Raw genomic sequence first — 12,548 nt, 5'->3', positions numbered from 1 at the left:
GGAGGCGAGCCCTTGCACAACCGACGGGCCGGACCGGGCCCACCCCGTGTGAGCGGGGCGAGCCCGGCCGGCCCGTCCGGCGTGTGCGGCTCTTTGTGTGTGCTCGGCTTGTGTGTGCTCGGCGTCCTCAGCGGCCGCGCAGCGAGCGGTAGGTGGCGACCAGCCCGGCCGTGGAGGGGTCGAGACCCGGCACCTCGGCCCCCTCGGTGAGCGCGGGCTCGACGCGCTTGGCGAGGACCTTGCCGAGCTCCACCCCCCACTGGTCGAAGGAGTCGATGTTCCAGACGGCTCCCTGGACGAACACCTTGTGCTCGTACAGCGCGATCAGCTGACCGAGCACCGAGGGGCTCAGCTCGGCGGCCAGGATCGTGGTCGTGGGGCGGTTGCCGCGGAAGGTCTTGTGCGGCACCAGCTCCGGTGCCACCCCCTCGGCGGCCACCTCCTCCGACGTCTTGCCGAAGGCCAGCGCCTGGCCCTGGGCGAAGAGGTTGGCCATCAGCAGGTCGTGCTGGGCGGCGAGCTTGGGGCTCAGGTCGGCCACCGGGTTGGCGAAGCCGATCAGATCGGCCGGGATCGTCTTGGTGCCCTGGTGGAGCAGCTGATAGTAGGCGTGCTGGCCGTTGGTGCCGGGCGTGCCCCAGACCACCGGGCCGGTCTGCCAGCTCACCGGCCGGCCCTCGCGGTCCACCGACTTGCCGTTGGACTCCATGTCGAGCTGCTGGAGATAAGCGGGGAACTTGGACAGGTAGTGCGAGTACGGCAGCACGGCGTGCGACTGCGCGTCGAAGAACTGCCCGTACCAGATGCCCAGCAGCCCGAGCAGCATCGGGGCGTTCTCCTCCGGCGGGGCACAGCGGAAGTGCTCGTCGACGAGGTGGAAGCCGGCCAGCATCTCGCGGAAGTGGTCCTGGCCGATGGCGACCATCAGGGACAGGCCGATGGCCGAGTCGAAGGAGTAGCGCCCGCCGACCCAGTCCCAGAACTCGAACATGTTGTCGGTGTTGATGCCGAACTCGGCGACCTTCTCCGCATTGGTCGACAGCGCCACGAAGTGCTTGGCGACCGCTTCCTGACCCGCGCCGAGACCGCTCAGCAGCCAGCGGCGGGCGGAGGTGGCGTTGGTGATGGTCTCGATGGTGGTGAAGGTCTTCGAGGCGACGATGAACAGCGTCTCGGCCGGGTCCAGGCCGCGCAGCGCCTCATGCAGATCCGCCCCGTCGACATTGGAGACGAAGCGGAACTCCAACTCGCGGTGGGTGTAGGCGCGCAGCGCCTCGAACGCCATCGCCGGGCCCAGGTCGGAGCCGCCGATGCCGATGTTGACGATGTTCTTGATGCGCTCGCCGGTGTGGCCCCGCCACTCCCCCGAGTGGATCCGGTCGACGAATGTGCCCATCTTGGTGAGCACCGCGTGGATTTCCGCGACGACGTCCTTGCCGTCGGACTCGATTTCGGCGGAGTGGGGCGCGCGCAGCGCGACATGCAGCACCGACCGGTCCTCGGTGGTGTTGATCTTCTCGCCCCGGAACATGGCGTCCCGCAGCTGGGTCACGCCGGTCGCCGTGGCCAGCTCCCGCAGCAGCCGCAGGGTCTCGTCGGTCACCAGGTGCTTGGAGTAGTCCAGATGGAGGTCGCCGACCTGAACGGTGAACCGCTCGGCGCGGCCGGGGTCCTGGGCGAACAGCTCGCGCAGATGTGTGTCGCCCAGCTCCTGGCGGTGTGCGGCCAGTGCGTTCCACTCTGGCAGCTGGTCGAGTCTGCTGCGGCCGTCTGCGTTCATCTCGGAATCAGCCCACTTCTTGTCGGTGCCTGGCCCCCGTGCCCCCAACCTAGTTGATCGGGGCCCGTATCCCCGGGACGAGGGCCACCAGGCCGCCGGCGAAGAGCACGGCGGCCGCCAGCGCCGGGGTGTTCAGCCCCCACGCCGCGGCGATGACCCCGCCGAGCAGGGCGCCGAGCGGGCTGCCGGCGATCGACAGGGTGCGGAAGGCGGCGCTGACCCGGCCCAGCATCTCGGCCGGGCTGCGCTGCTGCATCATCGTCACCTCCGTGACGTTCCAGATGATCCCGGCGAAGCCGAAGACGCCGAGGGCGGCCACGGCGGCCGGCAGCGTGCGGATCGTGCCCAGGGCGAGCAGGGCGGCGATCTGGACGAGGCCGCACACCATGATCGTGGGGGCGCGGCCCAGCCGCTCCGCCACCCGCGCGGCCACCAGCCCGCCCGTGACGCTGCCGATCCCGTACGCCGTGATGACGGCCGCGTAACCGCCGTCCCCTGCGCCCAGCCATCCGGTGATGTGCAGCACCAGCGTGGCGATGAGGGCGCCGATGCCGATATTGCACAGCGTGGTCGACACGCACAGCGCCCGCAGCAGCCGGTCCCGCCACAGCACCTTGATGCCCTCAACCATGTCCCGGCGGATCGTGCGCCCCGGCGCCCGGGGCTCCCGCCGCGGCTCCCGCGCGCCCCCGCCCAGCGAGGCGACCAGCGCGGCGGCGGCGAAATACGTGACCGCGTCGGCTATGTACGGCATCGCGATGCCGAGGCCCAGGGCCACCGGTACCAGCGGCGCGCCCACGAACCGGCCCATGACCTCCTGCCCGGTCATCAGCCTGGCGTTGGCCCGGCTCAGGGCCTCCCCGGGCACCACGGACGGCAGCAGGGCCGTGGCGGCGTTGTCGAAGAGGGTTTGCAGGGTGGTCAGCGCGAAGGCCAGGGCGAGCAGCAGGCCGATCGAGGCATGTCCCAGCCATACGGCGACGGCGAACGCGGCCATCAGCACCCCGCGCGCCGCGTCGACCGCCCACATCGCCCGCCGCTGGTCCACCCGGTCGGCGATGGCCCCGCCGAGCAGCCCGAACAGCAGCCACGGCAGAAATCCGCAGGCGGTCACCAGCGCGACCAGCACCGCGGAGTCGGTCAGCGAGACGGCCAGCAGCGGAAGCGCCGCCCCGCGCAGCGCGTCCCCGAACCGGGACACCACCGCGGCCCCCCACAACCGCCCGAAGCCGCCCCGCCAGGCAAGCGGCACGGACCGCCCGGCAGCCTGCTCGTCCGCCTCCACCGTGGCCATGACGCCCCCTCCCGACCCGCACGGCACCTCACGTCACGACCGTAGCCCCCACCACTGACAACGGCCCGGCCGCGCACCCCCGTCAGAGGTGCCCGGCCGGGCCGTCGTACGTGCGTCGTCCCGCCTGTCGCTCAGATCTCGCCGCGAAGCTTGGCGAGAGCCTCGGCGAGGATCGCCTCGCCGTCGGCGTCGCTCCGCCGCTCCCGCACATACGCCAGATGCGTCTTGTACGGCTCGGTGCGCGGCGGGTCCGGCGGGCTGTCCCGGTCCTTGCCGGCCGGGAAGCCGCAGCGGGGGCAGTCCCAAGTGTCCGGGATCTGCGCGTCGCTGGCGAAGCTCGGCACAGTCTCGTGCCCATTCGAGCACCAGAAGGAAATGCGCAGCCGAGGCGCCGATTCGCCTCGCTCCGCTTCTCCCATCGGCCCCGCTCCGACCCGACTTCCACGGATCGCGTTGCCACTTGCCACGGTCGTAACTCCCTGCGTGATGGTGCCGCGAAGCATTGGTAGGCAGCTCCGCTGCCGGGCGCCCCAGTCTACGTAAGGCCCAACGCGCGTCCAGTAGGAGGAGTTACACCGCCTCCTGCCTTCGGCCGGGAGGTGCCCCCGAGGACGCAGACCCATGATAAGCCGCGCTCACGACGGTGCGTCAGCTATCGGCTCAATCGAGCTTCATCAGCAGGCCGAGCACCACGATGCAGACGAACCACAGCAGGCCGACGACGATGGTGATCCGGTCCAGGTTGCGCTCGGCGACCGAGGAGCCGCCCACGGACGACTGCATGCCACCACCGAACATGTCGGACAGACCTCCGCCCTTCCCCTTGTGCATGAGCACCAGCATCATCAGCAGGAGGCTGAAGATGATGAGGGCGATCGAGAACCCCATGACCACGGCTGGAACCAACTCTCTCGGGCTTGGACGGGACGGTAGGGAACGGGGGCCGGGTGGTGACGCGCACCACCTCGACCCCCGCCAGGGTACGCCGAGTGACCTGCTACGGCCTACTCACCGTCCTGCTCACTGGTCGCGGAACCGGACGATCTTGACGAACTCGTCCGCGTCCAGGCAGGCGCCGCCGACCAGCGCGCCGTCCACGTCCGGCTGCGCCATGATCGCCGCGACGTTCCCGGACTTCACCGAGCCGCCGTACTGGATCCTGACCTTGCCGGCCAGCTCCTGGCTGTACAGCTCGGCCAGGCGGCCCCGGATCGCCCCGCAGACCTCCTGGGCGTCCTCGGGGGTGGCCACCTCGCCGGTGCCGATGGCCCAGACCGGCTCGTAGGCGATCACGATCCGCTCGGCCTGCTCGGCCGGGACGTCCTTGAGGCCCCCGTCGACCTGCGCGAGCGTGTGCGCGACCTGGTTGCCCGCCTTGCGCACCTCCAGGCCCTCACCGACGCACAGGATGGGGGTGATGTCGTTCTTGAAGGCGGCCTTGACCTTGGCGTTGCACAGCTCGTCGGTCTCGTTGTGGTACTGGCGCCGCTCGGAGTGACCGACGGCCACATAGGAGCAGCGCAGCTTGGCCAGCATCGCGCCGGAGATCTCCCCGGTGTACGCGCCGGAGTCGTGCGCCGAGATGTCCTGGGCGCCGTACTTGAGCTTCAGCTTGTCGTGCTCGACCAGGGTCTGAAGGGTCCGGAGGTCCGTGAACGGCGCCAGGACCGCGGCCTCGACGTCCTCGTAGTCCTTGTCGGTGAGCGAGAAGGTGATCTTCTGGACGTGGGCGATGGCCTCGAGGTGGTTGAGGTTCATCTTCCAGTTGCCCGCGATCAGCGGGGTGCGGTCACTCACGGTGTTCAGTCCTCCAGTGCTGCCAGGCCGGGGAGCGTCTTGCCCTCGAGGTATTCGAGGCTCGCTCCGCCGCCGGTCGAGATGTGGCCGAAAGCATTCTCGTCGAAGCCCAGGATCCGCACGGCGGCCGCGGAGTCGCCGCCGCCCACCACGGTGAAGGCCGGGCTCTCGACCAGCGCCTGGGCGACGGCCTTGGTGCCCGCGGCGAAATCGGGGTGCTCGAAGACGCCCATCGGGCCGTTCCAGAAGACGGTGGCCGCGTCGGCCAGCTTCGAGGCGTACAGCTCGCAGGTCGCCGGGCCGATGTCCAGACCCATCTGGCCGGCCGGCATCTCCGCGGCGGACACGGTCTGGGGGTGCGCCGGGGCCTTCGTCTTCAGATCCGGGAACTCGCCGGCCACCAGGACGTCGACGGGGAGCACGAACTCCACGCCGCGCTCCTTGGCGCGCGCCAGGTACTCCTGGACGGCCGGGATCTGGTCCTCCTGAAGCAGCGAGTTGCCGATCTCATGGCCCTGGGCCTTGAGGAAGGTGTACGCCATGCCGCCGCCGATGAGGATGCGGTCGGCCCGCTCCAGGAGGTGGTCGATGACGCCGAGCTTGTCGGACACCTTGGCGCCGCCGAGGACCACCGCGTACGGGCGCTTCACGTCGTCGGTGAGCTGCTTGAGAACGTTCAGCTCGGAGGCGATCAGATGGCCCGCGGCGTGCGGCAGCCGCGCCGGAAGGTCGTACACCGAGGCGTGCTTGCGGTGCACCGCGCCGAAGCCGTCGCCCACATAGACGTCCGCGAGAGCGGCGAGCTGATCGGCGAAGGCGCCGCGCTCGGCGTCGTCCTTGCTGGTCTCACCGGCGTTGAAGCGCAGATTCTCCAGCAGTGCCACATCGCCGTCACCGAGCCCGGCCACGGCCTGCCGGGCGCCGTCCCCGACCGTGTCGGTCGCGAAGACGACCTCCTTGCCGAGGAGTTCACCGAGCCGCCGGGCGACCGGGGCGAGCGAGAAGCGGGGGTCCGGCGCGCCCTTGGGCCGGCCCAGGTGGGAGGCGACGATCACCTTGGCGCCCGACTTCACGAGCCCGGCGATGGTCGGCACGGCGGCGCGGATGCGGCCGTCGTCGGTGATCGTCCCGCCGTCGAGCGGGACGTTCAGATCGGCGCGGACGAAGACCCGCTTCCCGCCGACCTGAAGATCGTCAATCGTCTTCACTGAGGACTCCTAGTTCATGGGAACAGGGCCCGTACGACAGTGTCGTACCGGGCCCTGTCCTGGCTCATCGCGGCAGCGGTCAGAGCTGGTTGCCGACGAAGACGGTCAGGTCGACGAGGCGGTTCGAGTAGCCCCACTCGTTGTCGTACCAACCGATGATCTTGACCTGCTTGCCCTGGGCCATGGTCAGCGAGGAGTCGAAGGTGCAGGAGGCCGGCCAGTTGACGATGTCCGAGGAGACGATCTCGTCCTCGGTGTACTCGAGGATGCCCTTGAGCTGGCCCTCGGCGGCCTTCTGGAAGGCGGTGTTGACCTCGTCCCTGGTGACCTCGCGGTCCAGCTCGACCACCAGGTCGGTGACCGAGCCGGTGGGCACCGGGACGCGCATGGCGATGCCGTCCAGCTTGCCCTTGAGCTGCGGGAGCACCAGCGCGGTGGCCTTCGCCGCACCGGTCGAGGTCGGGATGATGTTCTCCGCGGCGGCCCGCGCGCGGCGCAGGTCCTTGTGCGGGAAGTCCAGGATGCGCTGGTCGTTGGTGTACGCGTGCACCGTGGTCATCAGGCCCTTGGTGATGCCGAAGGCCTCGTCGAGGACCTTGGCCATCGGGGCGACACAGTTGGTGGTGCAGGACGCGTTGGAGATGACGTGATGGTTGGCGGCGTCGTACTTGTCCTGGTTGACGCCCATCACGATGGTGATGTCCTCGCCCTTGGCGGGCGCGGAGATCAGGACCTTCTTGGCGCCGGCGGCCAGGTGCTTCGCCGCGTCCTCGCGCTTGGTGAAGATGCCCGTCGACTCGATGACGATGTCGGCGCCGAGCTCCGCCCAGGGCAGCTTGGCCGGGTCCCGCTCGGCGAACGTCTTGAACGTCTGGTTGCCGACGGTGATGGTGTCGTCGGTGTGGCTGACCGCCTGCTTCAGCCGACCCAGGATGGTGTCGTACTTCAGCAGGTGGACGAGAGTGGCGTTGTCGGTCAGGTCGTTGACACCGACGATCTCGATGTCCGCACCCTGGTCCAGGAGCGCGCGGAAGTAGTTGCGTCCGATGCGGCCGAAGCCGTTGATGCCTACGCGGATCGTCACGAACCGATCTCCTCGTTGGTGTGCCGGTATGGACGCCGGCGAGCCTTATTGGATGTCCCCGACCGGATCCGACCCTACCGCTATCACGGGACGTACGTGACATTGGCACCGGCGGCCCACGTCCACTGAAAAGTGGTACGGACCGCCGGCTTCGGTTCGCCTATGAGGCACTTTCCGTCACAGCTGGTCAACGCCGCAGCGCACGCAGCGCAATTGCGCCACAAGCCACATATGGCTTGAAGGGCAACGGGACGCCCCCGGCTTCGCGGTGGAAGCCGGGGGCGCGAGAGGTCTGTCGTACGGGCGGTCGGTCCGCCCGGCCGGGGTGGTCAGCCGACCATACCCTCGGCCATCTCCTCGGTCAGGCTGGACTCGGTGCCGGGGATCCCCAGGTCCTGGGCGCGCTTGTCCGCCATGGCCAGCAGGCGGCGGATGCGGCCCGCGACCGCGTCCTTGGTCAGCGGCGGGTCGGCGAGCGCGCCCAGCTCCTCCAGGGAGGCCTGCTTGTGCTCCATGCGCAGCCGGCCGGCCGCGGCCAGGTGCTCGGGCACCTCTTCGCCCAGGATCTCCAGCGCGCGCTGCACCCGGGCCCCTGCGGCGACGGCGGCGCGGGCCGAGCGGCGCAGGTTGGCGTCGTCGAAGTTGGCGAGCCGGTTGGCGGTGGCGCGGACCTCGCGGCGCATCCGCCGCTCCTCCCACGCGAGCACCGACTCATGGGCGCCGAGCCGCGTCAACAGCGCGCCGATGGCGTCACCGTCACGGACGACAACGCGGTCAACACCGCGCACCTCCCGCGCCTTGGCGGCGATCTGGAGCCGGCGCGCGGCGCCGACCAGCGCGAGCGCGGCCTCGGGGCCGGGGCAGGTCACCTCCAGCGAGGAGGAGCGGCCGGGCTCGGTGAGCGAGCCGTGGGCGAGGAAGGCCCCCCGCCAGGCGGCCTCGGCGTCACAGGTGGCACCCGAGACGACCTGCGGCGGCAGCCCGCGGATCGGCCGGCCGCGACCGTCGACCAGCCCGGTCTGCCGGGCCAGCTGATCACCGCCCGCCACCACCCGCACCACGTAGCGGCTGCCGCGGCGCAGCCCGCCGGGGGCCATCACCACCAGGTCGGAGGAGTGCCCGAAGATCTCCAGGATGTCTTTGCGCACTCTTCGGGCCGCGATGCCCGTATCCAGCTCAGCCTCGATCACGATGCGCCCGCTGACCAGGTGCAGCCCGCCCGCGAACCGCAGGATCGCCGAGACCTCCGCTTTCCGGCAGCAGGTGCGGGTGACGGGGAGCCGGGAGATTTCGTCCTTCACCGCTGCCGTCATCGCCATGGGCCGATCCTTCCATGCATCCGAAAAATACGGTCGTACGCGGCCGCCAGAAGCTCCGGGTCGTGCTTCGGGGAGCCGTCGGGCCTGGCCACCGGCGCCAGCTCGACCGTGCCGCCCAGCCGCTTCGCGGCGTCGCACAGACTGCCCTGGTCGGGGACGGCGGCCTGGTCGGCCAGCACCACGTCGAAGGCGAGTTTAGGGGCGTGTCGGGCCAAAACCTCCAAATGACGCTGCGGGGAGAAGCCGTCGGTTTCACCGGGCTGGGGGGCCAGGTTCAGCGACAGGACCCTTCGGGCCTTGGTCTCGGTGAGCGCCTCCAGCAGCTCGGGGACCAGCAGATGCGGGATCACGGAGGAGAACCAGGAGCCGGGGCCCAGAACCACCCAGTCGGCGTCAAGGACCGCCTCGACGGCCTCGGGGACGGCCGGCGGGTCATGCGGCACCAGGTGGACCGACTGCACCTCGCCGGGGGTGAGCGCGACGGTGGCCTGCCCGCGGACCGTGGTCACCTCGTCCGGGCTGCCCGGGTCATGGCCGCGGACGAACGCCTGGAGCTCCAGCGGGACCGCCGACATGGGCAGCACCCGGCCGTGCGCGCCCAGCAGCTTGCCGACCAGGTCCAGCGCCTTGACGTGGTCGCCCAGCTGCTCCCAGAGGGCGACGATCAGCAGATTGCCGACCGCGTGGCCGTGCAGCTCGCCCTCGCTGATGAAGCGGTGCTGGATGACCCGGGCCCAGGTCTGGCCCCAGTCGTCGTCGCCGCACAGCGCGGCCAGCGCCTTGCGCAGATCGCCGGGCGGCAGCACGTCCAGCTCGTCGCGCAGCCGCCCGCTGGAGCCCCCGTCGTCGGCGACGGTGACGACGGCGGTCAGATCGCCGGTGATCCGGCGCAGGGCGGCGAGCGAGGCGGACAGCCCCATCCCGCCGCCGAGCGCGACCACCTTGGGCTGCGCTCCTCTGCTGGTACGGGATCCGACCAGCCGCCGCAGCCGTCTGGTCCTGATCGTCACTCGCGCCCCATGTCACGGTGGACGATGACGGTTTCGACTCCCTCGGCGGCGAGTCGGGCGGCGAGCCGCTCGGACATCGCGACGCTGCGGTGCTTGCCCCCGGTGCAGCCGACGGCGATGGTCACATAGCGCTTGCCCTCGCGGCGGTAGCCCGTCGCGATGAGCTGGAGCAGCTCGGCGTAGCGGTCGAGGAACTCCTTGGCGCCGGGCTGGTTGAAGACATAGCCGGCGACCTCCTCGTTGAGGCCGGTGAAGGGGCGCAGCTCCGGGACCCAGTGCGGGTTCGGCAGGAAGCGGCAGTCCACCACCAGGTCGGCGTCGACCGGCAGGCCGTACTTGTAGCCGAAGGACATGACGGTGGCGCGCAGCTCCGGCTCCTCCTCGCCGGCGAACTGGGCGTCCATCTTGGCGCGCAGCTCGTGCACATTGAGGCTGGAGGTGTCGATCACCAGGTCGGCGTCGCCGCGCAGCTCGCGCAGCAGGTCCCGCTCGGCCGCGATGCCGTCCACGATCCGGCCGTCGCCCTGGAGCGGGTGCGGGCGGCGCACCGACTCGAAGCGGCGCACCAGGGCGTCGTCGGAGGCCTCCAGGAACAGGACGCGGCGCTTGACGTTCTTGGCGGCCAGGTCCGCCAGGGACTCGCGCAGATTGTCGAAGAAGCGGCGGCCGCGGACGTCGACGACCACCGCGATACGGGCCACATTGCCCTGGGAGCGGGCGCCGAGGTCCACCATGGTGGGGATCAGCGCGGGCGGCAGGTTGTCCACGACGAACCAGCCGAGGTCCTCCAGACACTTGGCGGCGGTGCTGCGGCCCGCGCCCGACATGCCGGAGATGATCACCAGCTCGGGGATGGCCGCCGCCTCGGCGGCAGTGTCTCCCGGGGTGCCCGTATTCACCTGCGCTCCGTCTCCATGATTCTCGTGTTCGTTCATCTGTCCGTCCCCCGCGTCGCTGACGACACCGCGCTCGCGGCCTCGTCCTCAATGATCTCTCCTGTGGCGGTGTTCACCGCCGGGGCGGCCGGGGCCGCCATGGCGAGGGCGGCGGCGACCGTCTCGGCCGTCTTGCGGCCCACCCCCGGCACCTCGCATATCTGCTCGACGGTGGCGGCGCGCAGCCGCTTGAGCGAGCCGAAGTGCTTCAGGAGGGCCTGCCGCCGGCTTTCGCCGAGCCCGGGCACGGTGTCCAGCGGGCCGGCCTTCATGGACTTGGCCCGCTTGCCGCGCTGGTAGGTGATGGCGAAGCGGTGGGCCTCGTCGCGCACCCGCTGGAGCAGGTAGAGCCCCTCGCTGCTGCGGGGCAGCACCACCGGGTCCTCCTCGCCGGGCAGCCAGACCTCCTCCAGCCGCTTGGCGAGGCCGCAGACGGCCACGTCGTCGATCCCCAGCTCGTCCAGCGCCCGCTGGGCGGCGGCGACCTGCGGCCGGCCGCCGTCCACGACGACGAGCTGCGGCGGGTAGGCGAACCGCTTCGGCCTGCCGCTCTCGTCGATGGGCCCGGCGGGGGCGGCGAACTCCGCGGACTCCCCGGACTCCGCGGACTCCTCCGACTCCACGGAGTGTCCGTTGGGCGCCGCGTCGCCTTCGGGCGCCGGGCCCCACTCGCCGGTGTCCGTCTTCTCCTGGAGATAGCGGCGGAACCGGCGGCCGACCACCTCGTGCATGGCGCGGACGTCGTCCTGGCCCGCGAAGCTCTTGATCTGGAAGCGGCGGTACTCGCTCTTGCGCGCCAGGCCGTCCTCGAAGACCACCATGGACGCCACCACGTCCTCGCCCTGGAGGTGGGAGATGTCGAAGCACTCGATGCGCAGCGGGGCGGAGTCCAGCTCCAGGGCCTCGGCGATCTCCTCCAGGGCGCGCGAGCGCGTGGTCAGGTCGGAGGCGCGCTTGGTCTTGTGCAGCGCGAGCGCCTGCTGGGCGTTGCGCGCGACGGTCGCCATCAGGTCCTTCTTGTCGCCGCGCTGCGGGATACGCAGATCGACCCGGGAGCCGCGGCGGTCGCTCAGCCACTGGGCGACCGGCTCGGCGGGCTCCGGCAGGGCGGGGACCAGGACCTCCTTGGGGACCGCGTCGCCCTTCTCCTCCCCGTAGAGCTGCTGGAGCGCGTGCTCGACCAGCCCGGCGGTGTCGACGGCCTCCACCTTGTCGGTGACCCAGCCACGCTGGCCGCGGACCCGGCCGCCGCGCACATGGAAGATCTGGACGGCGGCCTCCAGCTCGTCCTCGGCGATCGCGATCAGGTCGGCGTCGGTGGCGTCGGCGAGGACGACGGCGTTCTTCTCCATGGCGCGCCTGAGCGCCCCGATGTCGTCACGGAGCCGGGCCGCCTTCTCGTACTCCATCTCCTCGGCGGCCTCCTGCATCCGCTCCTCGAGGCGGCGCAGATAGGTGCCGGTGCGCCCGGCCATGAAGTCGCAGAACTCCTCGGCCAGCCGCCGGTGTTCCTCGGCGGTCACCCGGCCCACGCAGGGGGCGGAGCACTTGCCGATATAACCGAGCAGGCAGGGGCGGCCGATCTGGGCGGAGCGCTTGAACACCCCGGCCGAGCAGGTGCGCACCGGGAACACCCGCAGCATCAGGTCGACCGTCTCACGGATGGCCCAGGCGTGGCCGTACGGGCCGAAGTAGCGCACGCCCTTCTTCTTGGGGCCGCGCATGACCTGGACCCGGGGGAATTCCTCGTTGAGCGTGACGGCGAGGGACGGATAGCTCTTGTCGTCGCGGTATTTGACGTTGAACCGGGGGTCGAACTCCTTGATCCAGGAGTACTCGAGCTGCAGCGCCTCGACCTCCGTGCTCACCATGGTCCACTCGACGGAGGCGGCGGTGGTGACCATGGTGCGGGTGCGCGGGTGGAGGTTCGCCAGGTCCTGGAAGTAGGAGGAGAGCCGCGGGCGCAGGCTCTTCGCCTTTCCTACGTAGATCACCCGGCCGTGCTCGTCTCGGAACTTGTAGACCCCCGGCGACTCGGGGATCTGTCCCGGCTTGGGGCGGTAGCTGCTCGGGTCGGCCATGGTCACCACCCTACTGGCGGGGAGTGACACTCCGGAGCGA

At 70.6% G+C, this 12,548-nt stretch carries 11 protein-coding genes; all 11 read right to left on the bottom strand.

Annotation, left to right across the window (positions count from 1 at the left end; genetic code table 11):
• Positions 1–127 precede the first annotated feature (127 nt).
• Positions 128–1,780 carry a glucose-6-phosphate isomerase gene (gene pgi, locus ABTY62_RS21930; RefSeq protein WP_352131098.1) on the bottom strand — a complete coding sequence of 551 codons (1,653 nt, stop codon included), beginning with the start codon at positions 1,778–1,780 and terminating at the stop codon, positions 128–130.
• Positions 1,781–1,829: 49 nt separating this feature from the next.
• Complete coding sequence (locus tag ABTY62_RS21925; protein ID WP_352131097.1) at positions 1,830–3,074, bottom strand: MFS transporter; 1,245 nt, start codon at positions 3,072–3,074, stop codon at positions 1,830–1,832.
• A gap of 131 nt (positions 3,075–3,205) precedes the next feature.
• Positions 3,206–3,541, bottom strand: a complete 336-nt coding sequence (locus ABTY62_RS21920) for an RNA polymerase-binding protein RbpA (RefSeq protein WP_311724897.1) — start codon at positions 3,539–3,541, stop codon at positions 3,206–3,208.
• Positions 3,542–3,734: 193 nt separating this feature from the next.
• A complete protein-coding gene (secG, locus tag ABTY62_RS21915) occupies positions 3,735–3,962 on the bottom strand; it encodes a preprotein translocase subunit SecG (protein WP_311724896.1) in 228 nt (75 codons plus the stop codon).
• A 132-nt stretch (positions 3,963–4,094) separates the two neighbouring features.
• On the bottom strand, positions 4,095–4,871 hold the full coding sequence (gene tpiA, locus ABTY62_RS21910) for a triose-phosphate isomerase (protein WP_352131096.1): 777 nt from the start codon (positions 4,869–4,871) through the stop codon (positions 4,095–4,097).
• Between the two features lie 5 nt (positions 4,872–4,876).
• The gene (locus ABTY62_RS21905) at positions 4,877–6,079 is read right to left on the bottom strand and encodes a phosphoglycerate kinase (RefSeq protein WP_352131095.1); all 1,203 of its coding nucleotides are present in this window, start codon (positions 6,077–6,079) and stop codon (positions 4,877–4,879) included.
• 79 nt (positions 6,080–6,158) lie between these two features.
• Positions 6,159–7,163 carry a type I glyceraldehyde-3-phosphate dehydrogenase gene (gene gap, locus ABTY62_RS21900; protein WP_352131094.1) on the bottom strand — a complete coding sequence of 335 codons (1,005 nt, stop codon included), beginning with the start codon at positions 7,161–7,163 and terminating at the stop codon, positions 6,159–6,161.
• A gap of 329 nt (positions 7,164–7,492) precedes the next feature.
• Complete coding sequence (gene whiA, locus ABTY62_RS21895) at positions 7,493–8,482, bottom strand: DNA-binding protein WhiA (RefSeq protein ID WP_065958444.1); 990 nt, start codon at positions 8,480–8,482, stop codon at positions 7,493–7,495.
• The gene (locus tag ABTY62_RS21890; protein WP_352131093.1) at positions 8,473–9,492 is read right to left on the bottom strand and encodes a gluconeogenesis factor YvcK family protein; all 1,020 of its coding nucleotides are present in this window, start codon (positions 9,490–9,492) and stop codon (positions 8,473–8,475) included. Before ABTY62_RS21890 ends, whiA begins: the two co-directional genes overlap by 10 nt.
• Entirely contained in the window at positions 9,489–10,427 is a 939-nt protein-coding gene (rapZ, locus tag ABTY62_RS21885) for an RNase adapter RapZ (RefSeq protein WP_311724891.1), read from the bottom strand. The genes ABTY62_RS21890 and rapZ overlap by 4 nt, the downstream gene beginning before the upstream one ends.
• Entirely contained in the window at positions 10,424–12,508 is a 2,085-nt protein-coding gene (gene uvrC, locus ABTY62_RS21880) for an excinuclease ABC subunit UvrC (RefSeq protein ID WP_352131092.1), read from the bottom strand. Before uvrC ends, rapZ begins: the two co-directional genes overlap by 4 nt.
• Between the last annotated feature and the right edge of the window lie 40 nt (positions 12,509–12,548).

The sequence above is a fragment of the Streptomyces sp. NPDC097640 genome, assembly GCF_040302705.1.
In the GTDB taxonomy this organism is placed as follows: Bacteria; Actinomycetota; Actinomycetes; order Streptomycetales; family Streptomycetaceae; genus Streptomyces.
Note: the sequence above shows the minus strand (reverse complement) of the source record. Positions and strands in the feature narration are given on the sequence as shown.